The sequence below is a fragment of the Salipiger sp. ABF4_146 genome (assembly GCF_056161345.1).
On the sequence record NZ_JBSWYX010000011.1, the window covers coordinates 97,998 to 114,956 of the forward strand.

The window sequence follows — 16,959 nt, forward strand, 5'->3', positions numbered from 1 at the left end:
CGAGCAACGATCAATTCATGTCTATCGGCGTGGTGCTGCGCCGCACCCCCGGCGTGACCCGCTGGGCAAAATGGGCGTGGCGTGCCGTGGCAGTGCTGCCGGGCGCGGGCCCGGCGGACTGGCGCGAATTGCGCCGCGAGGGCGACGTTGTCGAATATCACGCCGGAACCGTGCCACTGGAACTCTACCGCGCCGAGACCGAGGCCTATCTGCACGGCATCACCGCCCGCGAACCCAGCGTCTATGTGATCATGCGCCCGACGCTCGGCGCGCAGCCGTTCGAGATCGTGCTGGTCACCGCCTCTCCCTATGAGGCGCAGGATTATTCCGACAGCGGCGAGGACATCGTCGAGAAGGTGCCGATGCCCGCCGGGCTGCTGGCTTGGGTCGGCGATTTCGTGGAACGCCATCACGAAGAAGAAGAATTCGTGAAACGGCGCCGCGATCGTGCAAAGGTGGACGGCAAACAGGACGGCATCGGCGACCCGCGCATCTCGACCACCGCGGATGTCTACGCCTCGCCCGCCCTGAAGAGAGGGAGGCTGCAGTGAAAGATTTCTGGTCCCGCCGCAAGGCCGCCGTAGAGGCCGAAACCCGCGCCGAGGAGAAGGCGCAGGACGACGCCCGCCGCGCCGAAACCGAGGCACAGCTTGCCGAGCGCAGCGACGAAGACCTTCTTGCCGAGGCCGGGCTGCCCTTGCCCGAAGACATCACCGACGGCGAGACGGTGCGCAAGTTCCTGCAATCGCAGTTGCCCAAACGGTTGAAGAACCGCGCTCTGCGCACGCTCTGGCGCTCCAACCCGGTGCTGGCCTGCCTTGATGGGCTGAACGATTACGACACGGACTTCACCGCCGTGACGCCCGCCGCCGACTTCAAGACGACCTATCAGGTCGGCAAGGGGCTGCTGGCGCATCTCGAATACTCGGGCCAGCAGCAGACCGAAACCGAGGCAGAGGCCGAAGACGAAGACGAAGACGAAGGCAACACCGAGGCAGCGCAAAGCGTTGCCGACGCCGGCACCGTTTCGATCCGCGCGCCCGAAACCCTCGGCCCGACAATCGAAGCGCAGCCCGAAATCCCGCCGCTGCAGCCGACCGCGCCGCAGGCGGCCGACACCGCCCAGATTGACCCCGAGCCCGAGGAAAGCCCGCTGCCGGCCAGCAGCCGCCGCATGCGCTTTTCCTTCGAGGCCTGATGATGACGGACACGCCCAACATGACCGCAGCCCCCGACATGCGTATCGCCGAAGAAGACCGCCTTCGTGCCGATCTCTACAACTTTCTTGGCCTGATCCTTGCCCGCCCCGCCGATCAAGGGCTGATCGACCAGACCGCTGGCCTCACCGGCGACGAGAGCCCGATCGGCGAGGCAGTGACCACGCTCGCCAAGGTGGCGCGCCTCTCGAAGCCGAAAGCGGTGGAGAGCGAATACAACCGCCTGTTCATCGGCCTCGGACGCGGCGAACTGCTGCCCTACGCTTCTTACTACCTGACCGGCTTTCTGAACGAAAAACCGCTGGCGCTGCTGCGGCAGGACATGACGGCCCGCGGCCTCGCCCGCGCCGAAAACGTGTTCGAGCCCGAGGATAACATCGCCTCGCTGATGGAGATGATGGGCGCGATGATCGTCGGCCGCTTTGGCACGCCGGCCACGCTCGGCCAGCAGAAGAGCTTTTTCAACAAGCACATCGGCCCGTGGGCCGCGCATTTCTTTTCGGATCTCGAAGGTGCCAAGAACTCCGTTTTCTACGCCCCTGTTGGCCGTCTCGGCCGGGCGTTCATGGAGCTTGAGGCAGAAGCCTTCCGGATGAGCGCGGAGTGATCCGCAGAGGGGCGGGCAACCGCCGCAACCCAGAGAGAGGAGGTCTCTCAATGAAGAGGAAAGACGAGCAGGCAAGCAGCCGCCGCGATTTCCTGAAGCTGGCTTCGACCGCCGCGCCGCTTGCGGCCGTCGCCGTGGCCACCACCACCGGGACCGAGGCCGAGGCCGCCGAACCCGACCTGCAGTCGAACAAGCTGCAGGATACCGCGCACACCCGCGCCTACTACGCCGCCGCCCGGTTCTGACCGGACGAGGCTTCCCCCGCCAAGGACGACTGGTTGCGTGACGCCCGACTGTCCAAGGCTCTGAGCATAACCAAGCAAGCGAGGCACCATGGGGGGCCGAGCACGCAAGGGGAGAGAGAAACATGTTGAGGAAAAAGACCAACGGGGTTGCGCGACGCCCCCAGCGGACAAGTATCCTTTCCGAGGCGGCCAATGCCTCGGTTGATCGCCGCGCCTTCCTGCGCGGTTCGGGTCTGGCCATCGGCGGTCTGGCGGCGGTTGCCGCGACCGGCGGCACCGTGACCCAGGCCACGGCCGCCACCGCGGCCGCGGGCGACGTGAAGACCGTCAAATCGGTCTGCACCCACTGCTCGGTCGGCTGTACGGTGATGGCAGAGGTACAGGGCGGCGTCTGGATCGGGCAGGAGCCCGGCTGGGACAGCCCGTTCAACCTCGGTGCGCACTGCGCCAAGGGCGCCTCGGTGCGCGAGCACGCGCATGGCGAACGCCGCCTAAAGTACCCGATGAAGAAGGTGGGCGGCGAATGGCAGCGCATCTCCTGGGAGCAGGCGATCAACGAGATCGGCGACCAGATGATGGACATCCGCGACAGCTCGGGTCCTGACTCGGTGTACTGGCTCGGTTCGGCCAAGCACAGCAACGAGCAGGCCTATCTGTTCCGCAAGTTCGCCGCTTACTGGGGCACCAACAACGTCGATCACCAGGCACGTATCTGCCACTCGACGACGGTTGCCGGCGTGGCGAACACATGGGGCTACGGCGCCATGACCAACTCGTACAACGACATCCACAAGTCGCGGGCGATCTTCATCATTGGCGGCAACCCCGCCGAGGCGCACCCTGTCTCGCTGCAGCACGTGCTGAAGGCGAAAGAGCAGAACAACGCGCCGCTGATCGTCTGTGACCCGCGGTTCACCCGCACCGCCGCCCACGCGGATGAATACGTGCGGTTCCGTCCGGGCTCGGACGTGGCGCTGGTCTGGGGTCTGCTGTGGCACATCTTCGAAAACGGCTGGGAAGACCGCGATTTCATCCGTAGCCGCGTCTGGGGCATGGATGACATCCGCACCGAGGTCGCCAACTGGACCCCGGATGAGGTCGAGCGTGTCACCGGGGTGCCGGGCAGCCAGCTCGAGCGCGTGGCGCGGACGCTGGCCAACAACCGTCCGGGCACCGTGATCTGGTGCATGGGCGGCACCCAGCACACCAACGGCAACAACAACACCCGTGCCTACTGCATCCTGCAGCTGGCTCTCGGAAACATGGGCACCGCCGGTGGCGGCACCAACATCTTCCGCGGCCACGACAACGTGCAGGGCGCAACCGACCTTGGTGTTCTGGCCGACACGCTGCCGGGCTACTACGGCCTGACCGCGGGCAGCTGGGCGCACTGGGCGCGCGTCTGGGAAGAGGATCTGGACTGGCTGAAAGGCCGCTTTGCCACCATGCAGGGCAAGGACGGCAAGGATAAGGCCATGATGAACCTGACCGGCATCCCGGTCAGCCGCTGGATCGACGGTGTGCTCGAGGCGAAAGAGAACCTCGAACAGCCCGACAACACCCGCGCCATGGTGTTCTGGGGCCACGCCCCGAACTCGCAGACCCGCCTCAAGGAAATGAAGACGGCGATGGAGAAGCTCGACCTGCTGGTCGTGGTGGACCCCTATCCCACCGTCTCGGCGATCCTGCATGACCGGACCGACAACACCTACCTGCTGCCGGCCGCGACGCAGTTCGAAACCTATGGCTCGGTCACCGCGTCGAACCGCTCGCTCCAGTGGCGTGACAAGGTGGTGGATCCGCTCTTCGAGAGCCTTCCCGACCACGTCATCCTGCACAAGTTCGCCAGCAAGTTCGGCTTTGCCGACCGCATGTTCCGCAACATCGCGGTGAACGGCGAAGAGCCTCTGATCGAGGACCTGACACGCGAGTTCAACAAGGGCATGTGGACCATCGGCTACACCGGCCAGTCGCCGGAACGCCTGAAGATGCACATGGCCAACCAGCACACCTTTGACCGCACCACTCTGCGGGCGCTGGGTGGACCGGCCGACGGTGACTACTACGGCATGCCGTGGCCCTGCTGGGGCACCGCCGAAATGAACCACCCGGGCTCGGCCAACCTCTACGACATCTCGCTGCCGGTCGCCGAAGGCGGCCTGCCCTTCCGCGCCCGTTTCGGTGTGGAGCGCAATGGCGAGAACCTGCTGGCCGAGGGATCCTACCCCGTCGGTTCGGAGATCGAGGACGGCTATCCCGAGTTCACGATGCAGATGCTCATCGACATGGGCTGGGACAGCGATCTGACGCCCTATGAGCGGCGCATGATCGAATATGTCGCAGGCTACATCGACTCGCGTCCGGAAACCGACACCGACCTTGGCGAGCAATCGCAGACCGGGCCGTACCCGTCGGAGTTCGCCGATCAGATCGGTGGCGTGAACTGGAAGACCGACCTGTCGGGCGGCATCCAGCGCGTGGCGATCAAGCATGGCTGTGCCCCCTACGGCAACGCTAAGGCCCGCTGCGTGGTCTGGACCTTCCCCGACCCGGTCCCGGTGCACCGCGAGCCGCTCTACACCAACCGGCGCGATCTGGTGGAAGACTACCCGACCTACGACGACAAAACCTTCTGGCGGGTGCCGACGATGTACGCCTCGATCCAGAAGAACGACTTCTCGAAGGACTATCCGATCATCCTCACCTCCGGCCGACTGGTCGAATACGAGGGCGGCGGCGACGAGACCCGGTCGAACCCGTGGCTCGCTGAGCTTCAGCAGAACATGTTCGTCGAGATCAACCCGCGCGACGCCAACAACCTCGGCGTGCGGGACGGTGGCGATGTCTGGGTCGAAGGTCCCGAGGGCGGCAAGGTCAAGGTTATGGCCATGGTCACCCCGCGGGTGGGCGAAGGCGTTGCCTTCATGCCCTTCCACTTCGGCGGCTATTTCGAGGGCGAGGATCTGCGCTCGAAGTATCCCGACGGGGCGGACCCGATCGTGCTGGGCGAATCCACCAACACCGCGCAGACCTATGGCTACGACTCCGTCACGCAGATGCAGGAGACCAAGGCCACCCTCTGCAAGATCATGCCGGCGTAAGGAGAGCGATACATGGCACGAGCTAAATTCCTCTGCGATGCCGAACGCTGCATCGAGTGCAACGCCTGCGTCACCGCGTGTAAGAACGAACACGAGGTGCCGTGGGGCATCAACCGCCGACGGGTGGTGACCATTCAGGACGGCCAGCCGGGCGAACGCTCGATCTCGGTTGCCTGTATGCACTGCTCGGACGCGCCCTGCATGGCCGTCTGCCCAGTGGACTGCTTCTACCAGACCGAAGACGGTGTGGTGCTGCACTCCAAGGATCTGTGCATCGGCTGCGGCTACTGCTTTTACGCGTGCCCCTTTGGCGCGCCGCAGTACCCGCAGGCGGGCAACTTCGGCTCTCGCGGCAAAATGGACAAGTGCACCTTCTGCGCCGGTGGCCCGGAAGAGAACACCTCCGCCGCCGAGTTCCAGAAGTACGGGCGCAACCGGATCGCCGAGGGCAAGCTGCCCATCTGCGCCGAGATGTGCTCGACCAAGGCCCTGCTGGCCGGTGACGGCGACGAAGTGTCGTCGATCTACCGCGAGCGCGTGGTGGCCCGTGGCTTCGGCTCGGGCGCCTGGGGCTGGGGCACCGCCTACGACGAAAAGGCCAACTGAGCCAAAGAGGGCAGGCCCTCGGGCCTGCCGCTGACGCACAATTGCCCCGCGCGGGGCGGCGAAAGCCGCCGTTCCGCGCGGGGTCTGCGTGACCCTGCATCCGGGAGATGACCATGCTGCGCCACCTGCTGGCCCTTTTCGCACTGGTCCTGACGGTCGCCGCCCCGCTGGGCGCCGCGGCTCAGGACGCCACTTTGCTGCCGCCCGAGCCAGACCGTTCCGCCACCGGCGGGGCGCAGACGCTCGAGGACATCATGCGCCGACAGGCGGGCATCGAAATCGACGACAGCTTCCGCCGCGACAATATCGGCGGCGAAGCCCCCGAGGCGCCGCAGCTCGGCACGCTCGGCGGGGCCTCCGACCCCGACCTGTGGCGCGCGCTGCGCTACAACGAGGCCGACGTGCGCGCCTCGACGCTCAACCCCAACGGCAAGGTGCTGATCCAAGACGGCGGCATGTGGTGGCTGGAATTCCGCGAGGGGCCGCTGGCCACCTACGGCGGATGGCTTCTGCTCGGCACCATCGGCATCCTCGCCGTGTTCTTCGTGCTGCGCGGCCGTATCCGCATCGACGGCGGCAAGACCGGCAAGACCGTGCAGCGCTTTCAATGGATCGAGCGCTTTGCGCATTGGACGCTCGCCGGGTCCTTCATCCTGCTCGCCTTCACCGGGCTCTTCACCCTGTTTGGCCGGATGTTCCTGATCCCGGTCTTCGGCCATCAGTTCAACTCGTTCCTGCTGACCTATTCCAAGCTGATCCACAACAACGTCAGTTGGGCCTTCATGCTTGCCCTGATCATGGTTTTTGTCATGTGGGTCTGGCACAACATCCCCGACCGCACCGACATCACGTGGTTCGCGCAAGCGGGCGGCATCATCGGCGACAAGCACCCGCCGGCCAAGAAGTTCAACGCCGGGCAGAAGATCATCTTCTGGGGGGTGATCGTGCTGGGCGCGTCGGTCTCTGTGTCGGGCCTGTCGCTGCTCTTCCCCTTCGATCTGCCGCTCTTTTCCAAGACCTTCTCGATCCTCAACGACTGGGGCGTTCCGGGCTGGTTCGGCTGGAGCAGCTTCCCGGTGGAGCTTGCACCGCAGGAAGAAATGCAGTTCGCGCAGCTGTGGCACGCAATCGTCGCCTTCCTGATGATGGCGGTGATCATCGGCCATATCTACATCGGCACGGTGGGCATGGAAGGCGCCTATGACGCCATGGGCTCCGGTCAGGTCGACGAGAACTGGGCGCACCAGCACCACTCGATCTGGTACGACAAGGTCAAGGAGCGCGAAGCCGCCGAGGCCCGAAAGTCTGCCGGGAACTCGGCCACTCCGGCGGAGTGAGCCCATGGGCCGGCTGGCCTTTGTCCTTGTCCTGACGCTCTGCGCCACCTCGCTGGCGGCGCAGGGCGAAGGCACGACCGGGTTCAACACGCTCAAGGGGCACGGCGGTCCGATCATGGCCATCGCCGTTTCGCCCTCGGGCAAGCTGGCGACGGGCAGTTTCGACAATTCGGTCGGCCTCTGGGACGGCACCACGCCGCGCTGGCTCGACGGTCACGCGGCGGCGGTGACCGCGCTGGCCTATGGGCCGGGTGGCACGCTGGTCTCGGGCGGCGACGATTTCGCGGTGCGGGTCTGGGGCGACGCCGCGCGGGTTCTGGGCCATCATCAGGGCAAGGTTGCCGCGCTTGCAGTCGCGCCGGATGGCGCCTCGGTGGCCAGCGGCAGCTGGGATGGCACGATCCGGCTCTGGCCGCTGGCAGGGGATGAAGGCGTCGACCTGCCCTCGCCCGGCTCCGGGGTCAACGCGCTGGCCTTTGCCGAGGACGGGACGCTTTTCGCGGGCACGATGAGCGGCGCGCTGCTGCGCTATCCGCCGGATGGCACCGCCCCGGTGCCGCTGGCCCAGCACGGCTTTGGCATCAACCGCATCGCCCTTGGCGCGGACTGGATCGCCTATGGCGCGGTGGATGGCGGCACGCGCGTGGTCGATCTTGAGACCGGCGCCCAGCTTGCCGATCTGACGTTGGAGCGCAGGCCGATCCTGTCTATGGCCCATCACCCCGCCAGCCATCAACTGGCGGTGGGCGATGGCGAAGGCTTTATCATGATCGTCGACACGCAAGACTGGCAAATCACCCGCGATTTCCGCGCCACCCGTCAGGGGCCGGTCTGGGCGCTGGCCTTCTCGAACGACGGCAGCGTGATCCACGCCGGGGGGCTGGATGATATCGCCTATTCATGGCCGGTCGAGATGCTCGACGCCTTCGAACCCGGTATTTCCGGCGCGCGCAGCTTCTTGCGTGATGCCGAAACCATGCCCAACGGCGAGCGGCAGTTCATGCGCAAATGCTCGATCTGCCACGCCCTCACCCCCGGGCCGTCGCGCAAGGCCGGCCCGACCCTGCATGGCGTCTTCGGGCGCGCCGCCGGCACCGTGCCGAGCTATAGCTACTCCGCCACGCTGGACGGCTCGGGCATCGTCTGGGATGAGACCACGATCGACGCGCTGTTCGATCAGGGGCCAGATCACTACATTCCCGGCTCGAAGATGCCCATGCAGGTGATCGCGGGCAGCGATGACCGGGCCGACCTGATAGACTATCTCAAACGGGCGACCACGGATCAGCCCACCAAAGGAAAGTGACCGCTTATGAAAGCCATGTTCACCGGCTTTGCCGCCATCATCGTCATCGGCATCGTGGCCTATTTCGGCCTGCACGAGATCGGCTTCACCTCGGCCGAGGTCTACTCCACCTCCAACGCCCGGCTCGACGACCACTGAGCCGCGCATGACGCCGAACGACGCCTCCACCGACGACTACGGCCCGACGCTGGCCGGTGCCTCGATCCTCGTGGTCGACGACGAGCCGGGCATGCGCAACTTTCTGGTCAAGATGCTGGGCCCCCGCGTACAGCGAGTGGAAGAGGCCGCCTCGGCGCAGGAGGCGACGCAAAAGCTCGACGCGGCGCATTTCGATCTGGTGATCCTCGACAACGTGATGCCGAAGACAACCGGGCTCGACTGGCTGGCCGAGCAGCAACGCAAGGGTTTCTTCGGCGACACCATCCTGATCACCGCCTACGCCGACCTTGATACAGCGATCACCGCGCTGCGCGCCGGGGTCAGCGACTTTGTCCTCAAACCTTTCCGCGCCAACCAGATCCTCGGCGCCGTGGCGCGTACGCTCGACCGCAAGTACTTGCGCCGCGACAACACGCTGCTGCGGCGGGAACTGCGCACCGGGAATTTTCAAGGCAAGCTGATCGGCAAATCCGAGGTGATGGTGGCGGTGCGTGCCATGCTGGCCAAGCTGGCACCGCTGCCCACCCCGGTGCTTTTCACCGGCGCCAGCGGCACCGGCAAGGAACTGGCCGCGCGGCATTTGCACCAGCTTTCGGACCGCGCCGAGAAACCCTTCGTTCCGGTCAACTGCGCGGCCATCGCGCCGGATCGCATGGTGCAGGAACTGTTCGGCAGACTCGAAGGCGGCGAGCGGCTGAAGCCTGGGCTGCTGCTGCTCGCCGATGGCGGCACGCTGTTCCTTGACGAAGTGGCGCAGATGCCGGAACCGCTGCAGGCGGCGCTGCTGCGTGTGCTCGAAGACCAGCGCATCCGGCCCGCCGGGGCCGAGCGCGAACTGCCCCTCAACCTGCGCTTCCTGTTCGCCACCAACGCCGACCTGCCGCAGATGGTGGCGCAGGGGCGGTTCCGCGCCGATCTTTACCACCGGATCAACGTGCTGACCGTCGAGATGCCGCCGCTGCACGACCGCTCGGACGATATCCTCGAACTGGCGGCGCTGTTCACCAAGCAGTTCAGTCAGGCGCTGGGGATGCCCGGTCTGGCGCTGGACGAAGAAACCCTGCTCAAACTGCGGCGCTACGACTGGCCCGGCAACGTGCGCGAACTGCGCAACCTGATCGAACGCTCGGTGATCCTCGGCGGCTTCCCCGAGGAGTTCGCAGGGGCCGGATCGGTCACCGGGGTGCAAGCGATCGAGGATCTCGATCTCGTTGTGCAACGTCACATCCTGCACATGGTCGATCTCTGCGATGGCAATCGGGCCGAAGCGGCGCGGCGGCTGGGGGTCTCGCGCAAGACCATCGACCGCAAGATGGCGCAATGGGGCGAAGAGAGCATTTCGCCGCCGCAGCCACTGCGCTAGGCTTGGGCAAACACCGGGCGGAGCAGGTCCATGATTCAACGTATCCACCCCCGTAACCTCGGGCGCCTCTGCGCGGGCGCGCTGCTATGGTTGGTTCTGGCCGCCGTCCCGGCAGCCGCGTTGGATCGCGCCGCTGTCGAACGGCAGTTCCGTGGCTGGCTGGAGCAGACTGTCTGGCCGCAAGCGTCGCGCAAGGGCGTCTCGCGCGGAACCTTCGAGGCGGCGTTTTCTGGCGTGTCGCTGAACTGGGATCTGCCCGATCTGGTGCCGCCCGGAACCACACCGCAGACCCCAAAGAGACAACGACAGGCCGAGTTCGGCCAGCCCTCGAAATACTTCAGCCGCGGTGCCATTGACGGCGCCACCCGCGTCGGGCGGCAGATGGCACAGCGGCACGCCAGCGCCCTCGCCGCAACCGAACGGGCCACGGGCGTGCCGGGCCGCATCATCCTCGGCATCTGGGGCCGTGAGAGCGGCTATGGCCGCGTGTCGATCCCGCACAATGCCTTCGAAGTGCTGGGCACCAAGGGCTTCATGTCCACCCGCGCGGACTATTTCACAGAAGAGCTCATCGCCGCGCTGCAGATCGCGCAGGCCGGACACGCGCCCGCCGGAGCGATGAAGAGCTCTTGGGCCGGGGCGCTGGGTCAGCCGCAATTCATGCCCTCGAATTTCCTGAAGTACGCCGCCGACGGCAATGGTGACGGCCATGCCGACATCTGGCGTTCTGAGGCAGACACCATCGCCTCGATCGGCACCTATCTGGCAAAGCACGGCTGGCAGACCGGGCGCGACTGGGGTTTCGAGGTGCGGGTGCCGGCCTCGGTCTCCTGCACGCTCGAGGGGCCCGATCAGGGGCGCCGCATCGCCGACTGGGAGAAGCTCGGCATCACCCGCATCTCGGGCCGTCCCTTCCCCGAGCATGAGCGGCGCGGCGAAGGCTTTCTGCTGATGCCCGCCGGACGGCACGGCCCCGCCTTCGTGGTGACGCCGAACTTCTATGTTCTGAAGGATTACAATATGAGCGACCTCTACGCGCTCTTCGTCGGGCACGTGGGCGATCGCATCGACTATGGCGTTGGCGATTTCGCCGCGCGCTGGGGCGCCGTCGGCGGGCTCTACCGTTCGGACGTGGCGACCATGCAGCGCGCGCTGGAGCGGATGGGCCACGACGTCGGCGGCGCCGATGGGCTGCCGGGCTTCAAGACCCGCCGCTCGATCGGGCGCTGGCAAGAGGCGCAGGGCCGCGCCGCCACCTGCTTCCCCGAGGCGGCGCTGCGCTAGGCGTTCCAGACCACCTCGCCAAACCGCGACAGATCGTAGCCGCCGAGGCTCTCGGCGCGGCTCACGAAGGGCGCGGAGCGGCAGAATGCCAGCAGACGCTGCAGCGCCGGCTCGAAGTAAGCGCGCCGGTCGAGCAGCAGGTCGAACCGCTCCTCGATCACCGGCACGAAGCGCAGACCGTAGCTGCGCGCCACCGACTCGAGGCCGAAGGTCACATCCGCCTCGCCGCGCCGCACGCTCTGCACAGCGTCGTCCTCGGTGCGCTCGGTGGCGGTAAAGCTAAGATTGGCCAGATCGACGCCCGCCTCCTGCGCCAGATCACGCAGCAGCACCGCCGTGCCCGATCCCTCCTGCCGCGGCGCGACGCGCAGGCCGGACAGATCGGCAAGCCCCTGCGGTACCGGGCCCGCCTCGCGCAGCACCAGCCCGCGGCGGCGCGCGGCGAACCCGATCAGCACCACGTCCTGCCCGTCGGCGGCGGCCCGCGCAGCGGCGAGGTTCCAACTGCCATCGGGCGCGCGCACATGCAGACCGCTGGCCACGCCCTCGCGCGCAGCGAACCGGGTCAGCCCGTCCTGCGAGCCGTCGAAATAGGTGGCAAGGCCGCAGCGCGACTGGCGGATCGCCCAGTCGAGCAGCGGATCGTGACTGCCCAGAAAGACGCCCGGCCGCGGCGCGCGCGGGGCCGCAAACCCACCGCTTTGCGCGCCTTCGATCCATGCCCGGATCTCATCGGCGGGGAACAGCAATTTTCCGGTGGCGCGCGAACAGGGCACCTCGCCCGACGCGGCAAGATCGTAGACCTTGCGCTCTTTCAGGCGCAGCAGATCGGCCAGTTCGCGAACGGTGAGATATTGGTGCGGCGGGGTCTGCAGGTCGGTCATTCGGGTCTGTCGTGATGGGGGCGGCGATGTGCCGCCCCCGGACCCTATCAGTTCTGCGGGGCGTTGGGGAAGAACAGCTGCTGGCCGTCGACCTCATAGTCGGCAATCACCGCCTGACCATCCTCGGAAAGCAGCCAGTCTGCGAAATCCTGCGCCGCATCGATGTTCACCGAGGGGCATTTTTCCGGGTTCACCGGGATCACGCCATACTGGTTGAACAGATCCTCGTCGCCTTCAACCTCCACGGCGTAGTCCTGCTTATTCTGGAAGCTGATCCAAGTGGCGCGGTCGGTCATCACGTAAGCACCCATGCCGATGCCCGCGTTCAGTGTCGCGCCCATGCCCGAGCCGGTCTCGCGGTACCACTCACCCGACGCGGCGGTGGGATCGACACCCGCGGCCTTCCACAGCGCCACCTCTTTCTTGTGGGTGCCGCTATCATCGCCGCGCGAGGCAAAGAGCGCGCCTGCCTCGGAGATCTTGGTCAGCGCCGCCTCGACGTCGGACATGCCGTTCACGCCCGCCGGATCGCTTTCCGGGCCGACGATGACGAAGTCATTGTACATCAGGTCCGTGCGCTCGGTGCCGAAGCCCGCTTCGACGAATTTCTCTTCCGACGGTTTGGCGTGGACCAGTAGCAGATCGCCGTCGCAGTTCTCGGCGTTCTTGATCGCCTGCCCGGTGCCCACGGCCACCACGTTGACGGTGATGCCGCTTTCGCCGGTGTAGATCGGCAGCAGGTAGTCATAGAGCCCCGAGTTCGCGGTCGAGGTGGTGGACTGCACGATGATCGACTGCTCCTGCGCGAAGGCACCGCCGGCAAGGCCGAGGGTCAGCGCGGTGGAGGCGATCAGTTTGGCAAATTTCATCAGTGGCTTCCTTTTGCCTTGGTCATCAAAAAACTGGTGAAGCTTCGCCGGGATCAGAGAACGATCCGCCCGGCGAGGTAATCCCGCGCCACTTGGCTTCGCGGCTCGGGAAAGAACTCTGCGGCGCGGCTGTGCTCGGCGACGCGCCCACGATGCAGGAAGACGACCTCATCGGCCATGCGCCGCGCCTGTCCGGCATCATGGGTGACAAAGACGATGCGGGTGCCGCGAGACCGCGCCTCTGACACGATGCGCTCGATCACCAGAACCGAGGCGGGATCGAGGCTGGCGGTGGGCTCATCAAGGAACAGCACCTCGGGGTTGGTCACCAGCGCCCGCGCCAACGCGAGCCGCTGCGCTTCGCCGCCCGACAGCAGCCGCGCGGGCTGGCGCGCCTTGTGCAGCAGGCCCACGTCATCCAGCAGCTTGTCGCGGCGGCGGCGATCGCCGCCGCGCGCCTTGAGAACAAAATCCATATTCGCGGCGACCGAGCGACGCAGCAGCACCGGCTTTTGAAAGACCAGCGCCTGCCGTCCGGTCGCTTCCGCCGCGGGCGTTCCGTTCCAGATGATCTCGCCGGCGGTGGGGGCCAGCAGCCCGTGCAGCGCCTTGAGCAGGAGGCTCTTGCCGGCGCCATTTGGCCCCATGATGACCGTGCAGCCGCCCGGCATCAGCGACAGATCAACGCCATCCAGAAGCGGCGCGCCATCGACCTCGAGCCGCAGCCCCCGCACTCGCAGCGGCAGCAGCGGCGCGGGGTAGCCCGCGGCAGCGCGGGCGCGGGGCATCGGCGGTACGGCGGTGATTTGTAGATCAGACATGTCTCATCTCACGCATAGGCCTGCCGGGTGGCGGTCATTCGCAGCGTTTGCACCGCGGCATTCACTCCCAGCGCCAGCACCAGCAGGACGATCCCCAGCGCCAGCGCCAGCGGCAGATCGCCCTTCGAAGTCTCCAGCGCGATGGCGGTGGTCATCACCCGGGTCAGGTGATCGATGTTGCCGCCGACGATGATCACCGCGCCAACCTCGGCCACGGCGCGACCAAAGCCCGCCAAAGCCACGGTCAGCAGCGCGTAACGCCCATCCCAGAGCAGGGTGGTGATGCTCTGCCAACGGCTCAGGCACAGCGAGCGGAACTGCTCGGCGTATTCCGCATGCAGATCCTCCAGCTGCTGCCGCGACAGCGCAGCGACGATGGGCACGATGAGGATGGTCTGCGCGGCGATCATCGCGCCGGGCGTATAGAGCAGGCCCAGAAACCCCAGCGGACCCGAGCGCGAGAGATAGAGATAGACAAGCAGGCCGACGACCACCGGCGGCAGCCCCATCAGCGCGTTCATCACCACCAGCACGACGCCCCGCCCCCGGAACCGGCTGACCGCGATCAGCGCCCCGATCGGCAGACCGATGGCGCAGGCCAGCAACGTCGCGCTGAGGCTGACCCGCAGCGACAGACCGACGATCTCATAAAGATCGGCCTCGCCGGACAGCACCAGCGAGAGCGCCAGACGGAAGGCCTCCCCGATATCTTGCAAAATTTACTCTCCCTGCGGAAATTTTGCGCCATAATGACTATGCACCCTCTCGCGCAGGACGCAAGCTTCGTCAATAGCATGAATGAAATAAGGCCCGTTCCGAGGAACGGGCCCTGCACGCGAGGGAACTGCAAAATTTCCGGATAAGCCTGAAACCGCCTCAGAGCGGCAGGCCGACGTAGTTCTCTGCAAGGTCCCTGCGCGCTGTTTCCGAGTCCGACAGATGCAGCAGCGTGGCCCGGCGCATTTCCTCGGCGAAATTGTCCTCGCCCTCAAAGCGGTGCAGCATGGTGGTCATCTGCCAACTGAAGCGCATGGCCTTCCAGATCCGCGCCAGCGCGCGCTCGGAATAGCCCTCAATGCCGGTCTCTTTGCCGTGTTTCACCGCGTCGATCAGACCTTGATGCAGGTAATAGACGTCGGACACCGCAAGATTCAGACCCTTCGCCCCGGTCGGCGGCACGATATGCGCGGCGTCGCCGACAAGGAACAGCCGGCCCCAGCGCAGCGGCTCGGACACGAAGCTGCGCAGCGGCGCGATGGATTTCTCGATCGACGGGCCGGTGATCAGCTTGGCGGCGGCCTCCGACGGGATGCGGCGCTTGAACTCGGTCCAGAAGCGCTCGTCCGACCAGTCCTCGACCTTATCCGACAGCGGCACCTGCACGTAGTAGCGCACGAGGTTCTCGTTGCGCATCGAGGCCAGCGCGAAGCCATGCGGCGAGTTGGCGTAGATCAGCTCGTCATGTACCGGCGGCGTGCGCGACAGGATCCCCAGCCAGCCAAACGGGTAAACCCGCTCGAACTCGCGGCGCTTCTCTTCGGGGATCGTGGTCCGGCTGACCCCGTGAAAGCCGTCGCATCCCGCCACATAGGCGCAGGCGATGCGGTGGCGCTGGCCGTCGAGCGTATATTCCACCGCCGCTTCCGAGGCCTCGAGATCGTGGATGGTCACATCCTCGACACCATGCACGATGCGCGTGCCCATGGCGTCCTGCGCGGCATAGAGGTCCTGCGTCACCTCGGTCTGGCCATAGACCATGACCTGCTTGCCGGTGAGCGCCTTGAAGTCGATGTGCACCATCAGTTCGGCGTCGGTGAGATAGGTGCCGTCATGCGGGATACCCTCGGCATCCATGCGCGCGCCCACGCCCGCCTCGCGCAGCAACTCGACCGTGCCCCATTCGAGGATGCCCGCCCGGATGCGCGACAGCACGTGCTCGCGGCTCGACCGTTCCAGCACGATGGTCTCGACCCCGGCGCGGTTCAGCAACTGCGACAGCAGCAGGCCCGACGGCCCCCCGCCGATGATCACGACGTCGGTTTTCATGCATGTTCCTCCCATCTTTCGCCGCTACCCTAGGCCCCGCGCCACCGGGCGCGAATAGACGCGCCGCGCAATGGCTGGTACTATTCGTGCATGACGCAGCATCCCTCGATCCCCCTGTTCGACCTTTTCGGAGAGACCGGCGGCTTTCCCGATACCGTGCATTGCGAACGCATCTGGGACCGCGCGCGCCTGCATGACTGGGTGATTACGCCGCACAGGCACGCCGAGATCACGCAGGTCTTCTTCATGCACAAGGGCCATGCCGAGGTGCAGATCGACGGGCAGACACGGGCATTGGACGACGGGCAGTTCCTGCTTATCCCGGTACGGATCGTGCATGCGTTCGAGTTTACCCGGCTGAGCGAGGGGCTCGTCCTGTCGTTTCCCGCCCCAGTGCTCGCAGCGATGCGCCCAAGCTCTGCCGCGCTGTCGGCGCATCTTTCGCGGCCGGTGATCGGCGACGCCTCGGCGCGGCTCGAGGCGCTCGCACGCGAGCTGCGCGCCGCATTCTCCGAGCCCGGGCCGTTCCGCGCCAACCTTCTGGTCGCGCTCTCCCACGCGATCCTCGCCGAGATCAGCGCGCTCGCCCCGCCCGAGGCTGAAAGCGCCACCGGCAGCACAAGAATGCAGGCGTTCGACCGGCTGATCGCACAGCACATGGCCGAGGGCTGGCGCGCCGGCGATTACGCCACCACGCTGTCGATCACGCCCGGCCATCTCACCCGCCTGTGCCACGCCGCCACAGGGCTCAGTGCCTCGCGCTATATCGAGGGCAAGGTGATGACCGAAGCGAGCCGAATGCTCGCCTTCACGCAAATCCCGGTCGCCGAGATCGGCTATCGGCTGGGGTTCTCCGACCCGGCCTATTTCTCGCGCCGCTTCCGCGCGCTGCGTGGCCAGAGCCCCAGCGCCTACCGCGCCCGTTTTGTGGGATAAGCCGGGCGGACCTGCCCGCCCGGAATCAAGGCGAAGCCGCCAGGCGAGCGGTCGTCCAGTGTGGCGCCATCGGTTCGAGCCCAATGGGCGACGCCGTCCCGGCGGGCTGGCGCTTTTCATCGCAGTACGGCGCTCGGAGGTCACTCGGACGCGGCGAGCATAAAGCGCCCACCTCCAA

Annotated in this window: 17 protein-coding genes; 12 read left to right on the forward strand and 5 right to left on the reverse strand. The window is 66.3% G+C overall.

Annotated elements, in window-relative coordinates:
- Positions 1 to 17: 17 nt before the first annotated feature.
- The 11 genes from ACXAJT_RS16770 (at position 18) to ACXAJT_RS16820 (ending at position 11,225) form a co-directional block, all read left to right on the forward strand.
- Entirely contained in the window at positions 18 to 551 is a 534-nt protein-coding gene (locus ACXAJT_RS16770; RefSeq protein WP_475237267.1) for a DUF3305 domain-containing protein, read from the forward strand.
- Positions 548 to 1,198: a DUF3306 domain-containing protein gene (locus ACXAJT_RS16775; RefSeq protein ID WP_475237089.1), complete on the forward strand. Its 651-nt coding sequence runs from the start codon at positions 548 to 550 to the stop codon at positions 1,196 to 1,198. The genes ACXAJT_RS16770 and ACXAJT_RS16775 overlap by 4 nt, the downstream gene beginning before the upstream one ends.
- Before the next feature lie 2 nt (positions 1,199 to 1,200).
- Positions 1,201 to 1,824: a TorD/DmsD family molecular chaperone gene (locus tag ACXAJT_RS16780; RefSeq protein WP_475237268.1), complete on the forward strand. Its 624-nt coding sequence runs from the start codon at positions 1,201 to 1,203 to the stop codon at positions 1,822 to 1,824.
- A 50-nt stretch (positions 1,825 to 1,874) separates the two neighbouring features.
- The gene (locus ACXAJT_RS16785) at positions 1,875 to 2,069 is read left to right on the forward strand and encodes a twin-arginine translocation signal domain-containing protein (RefSeq protein WP_475237090.1); all 195 of its coding nucleotides are present in this window, start codon (positions 1,875 to 1,877) and stop codon (positions 2,067 to 2,069) included.
- 122 nt (positions 2,070 to 2,191) lie between these two features.
- Entirely contained in the window at positions 2,192 to 5,170 is a 2,979-nt protein-coding gene (locus ACXAJT_RS16790) for a formate dehydrogenase subunit alpha (protein ID WP_475237091.1), read from the forward strand.
- Between the two features lie 12 nt (positions 5,171 to 5,182).
- Positions 5,183 to 5,776, forward strand: a complete 594-nt coding sequence (gene fdh3B, locus ACXAJT_RS16795; RefSeq protein ID WP_007802716.1) for a formate dehydrogenase FDH3 subunit beta — start codon at positions 5,183 to 5,185, stop codon at positions 5,774 to 5,776.
- A gap of 113 nt (positions 5,777 to 5,889) precedes the next feature.
- The gene (locus ACXAJT_RS16800; protein WP_475237092.1) at positions 5,890 to 7,113 is read left to right on the forward strand and encodes a formate dehydrogenase subunit gamma; all 1,224 of its coding nucleotides are present in this window, start codon (positions 5,890 to 5,892) and stop codon (positions 7,111 to 7,113) included.
- Between the two features lie 4 nt (positions 7,114 to 7,117).
- On the forward strand, positions 7,118 to 8,419 hold the full coding sequence (locus ACXAJT_RS16805) for a c-type cytochrome (protein ID WP_475237093.1): 1,302 nt from the start codon (positions 7,118 to 7,120) through the stop codon (positions 8,417 to 8,419).
- A 6-nt stretch (positions 8,420 to 8,425) separates the two neighbouring features.
- The gene (locus ACXAJT_RS16810) at positions 8,426 to 8,557 is read left to right on the forward strand and encodes a hypothetical protein (protein ID WP_475237094.1); all 132 of its coding nucleotides are present in this window, start codon (positions 8,426 to 8,428) and stop codon (positions 8,555 to 8,557) included.
- Between the two features lie 7 nt (positions 8,558 to 8,564).
- On the forward strand, positions 8,565 to 9,941 hold the full coding sequence (locus ACXAJT_RS16815; protein WP_475237096.1) for a sigma-54-dependent transcriptional regulator: 1,377 nt from the start codon (positions 8,565 to 8,567) through the stop codon (positions 9,939 to 9,941).
- A gap of 30 nt (positions 9,942 to 9,971) precedes the next feature.
- Positions 9,972 to 11,225 (forward strand): lytic murein transglycosylase, encoded by a 1,254-nt coding sequence (locus ACXAJT_RS16820; protein ID WP_475237099.1) that lies wholly within the window; start codon positions 9,972 to 9,974, stop codon positions 11,223 to 11,225.
- Here the strand turns inward: ACXAJT_RS16820 and ACXAJT_RS16825 are convergent.
- The 5 genes from ACXAJT_RS16825 to pobA form a co-directional block, all read right to left on the reverse strand.
- Positions 11,222 to 12,109 carry a substrate-binding domain-containing protein gene (locus ACXAJT_RS16825; protein ID WP_475237101.1) on the reverse strand — a complete coding sequence of 296 codons (888 nt, stop codon included), beginning with the start codon at positions 12,107 to 12,109 and terminating at the stop codon, positions 11,222 to 11,224. The two genes, ACXAJT_RS16820 and ACXAJT_RS16825, sit on opposite strands and share 4 nt — an antisense overlap.
- A gap of 47 nt (positions 12,110 to 12,156) precedes the next feature.
- On the reverse strand, positions 12,157 to 12,978 hold the full coding sequence (locus tag ACXAJT_RS16830) for an ABC transporter substrate-binding protein (RefSeq protein ID WP_475237102.1): 822 nt from the start codon (positions 12,976 to 12,978) through the stop codon (positions 12,157 to 12,159).
- Between the two features lie 53 nt (positions 12,979 to 13,031).
- Complete coding sequence (locus tag ACXAJT_RS16835) at positions 13,032 to 13,799, reverse strand: ATP-binding cassette domain-containing protein (RefSeq protein WP_475237104.1); 768 nt, start codon at positions 13,797 to 13,799, stop codon at positions 13,032 to 13,034.
- An 8-nt stretch (positions 13,800 to 13,807) separates the two neighbouring features.
- A complete protein-coding gene (locus tag ACXAJT_RS16840; protein ID WP_475237105.1) occupies positions 13,808 to 14,515 on the reverse strand; it encodes an ABC transporter permease in 708 nt (235 codons plus the stop codon).
- Between the two features lie 160 nt (positions 14,516 to 14,675).
- A complete protein-coding gene (pobA, locus tag ACXAJT_RS16845) occupies positions 14,676 to 15,845 on the reverse strand; it encodes a 4-hydroxybenzoate 3-monooxygenase (RefSeq protein WP_475237106.1) in 1,170 nt (389 codons plus the stop codon).
- 90 nt (positions 15,846 to 15,935) lie between these two features.
- On the opposite strand from pobA, the gene ACXAJT_RS16850 reads away from it, so the two are divergent.
- Positions 15,936 to 16,781 carry a helix-turn-helix domain-containing protein gene (locus ACXAJT_RS16850; protein WP_475237108.1) on the forward strand — a complete coding sequence of 282 codons (846 nt, stop codon included), beginning with the start codon at positions 15,936 to 15,938 and terminating at the stop codon, positions 16,779 to 16,781.
- The last annotated feature ends 178 nt before the right edge of the window (positions 16,782 to 16,959 follow it).

Coding starts and splice junctions, on each gene's coding strand:
- ACXAJT_RS16770 (WP_475237267.1), top strand. CDS start 18: ATGTCTATCGGCGTGGTGCTGCGCCGCACCCCCGGCGTGACCCGCTGG.
- ACXAJT_RS16810 (WP_475237094.1), top strand. CDS start 8,426: ATGAAAGCCATGTTCACCGGCTTTGCCGCCATCATCGTCATCGGCATC.
- fdh3B (WP_007802716.1), top strand. CDS start 5,183: ATGGCACGAGCTAAATTCCTCTGCGATGCCGAACGCTGCATCGAGTGC.
- pobA (WP_475237106.1), bottom strand. CDS start 15,845: ATGAAAACCGACGTCGTGATCATCGGCGGGGGGCCGTCGGGCCTGCTG.
- ACXAJT_RS16820 (WP_475237099.1), top strand. CDS start 9,972: ATGATTCAACGTATCCACCCCCGTAACCTCGGGCGCCTCTGCGCGGGC.
- ACXAJT_RS16805 (WP_475237093.1), top strand. CDS start 7,118: ATGGGCCGGCTGGCCTTTGTCCTTGTCCTGACGCTCTGCGCCACCTCG.
- ACXAJT_RS16800 (WP_475237092.1), top strand. CDS start 5,890: ATGCTGCGCCACCTGCTGGCCCTTTTCGCACTGGTCCTGACGGTCGCC.
- ACXAJT_RS16825 (WP_475237101.1), bottom strand. CDS start 12,109: ATGACCGACCTGCAGACCCCGCCGCACCAATATCTCACCGTTCGCGAA.
- ACXAJT_RS16850 (WP_475237108.1), top strand. CDS start 15,936: ATGACGCAGCATCCCTCGATCCCCCTGTTCGACCTTTTCGGAGAGACC.
- ACXAJT_RS16815 (WP_475237096.1), top strand. CDS start 8,565: ATGACGCCGAACGACGCCTCCACCGACGACTACGGCCCGACGCTGGCC.
- ACXAJT_RS16835 (WP_475237104.1), bottom strand. CDS start 13,799: ATGTCTGATCTACAAATCACCGCCGTACCGCCGATGCCCCGCGCCCGC.
- ACXAJT_RS16830 (WP_475237102.1), bottom strand. CDS start 12,978: ATGAAATTTGCCAAACTGATCGCCTCCACCGCGCTGACCCTCGGCCTT.
- ACXAJT_RS16780 (WP_475237268.1), top strand. CDS start 1,201: ATGACGGACACGCCCAACATGACCGCAGCCCCCGACATGCGTATCGCC.
- ACXAJT_RS16790 (WP_475237091.1), top strand. CDS start 2,192: ATGTTGAGGAAAAAGACCAACGGGGTTGCGCGACGCCCCCAGCGGACA.
- ACXAJT_RS16785 (WP_475237090.1), top strand. CDS start 1,875: ATGAAGAGGAAAGACGAGCAGGCAAGCAGCCGCCGCGATTTCCTGAAG.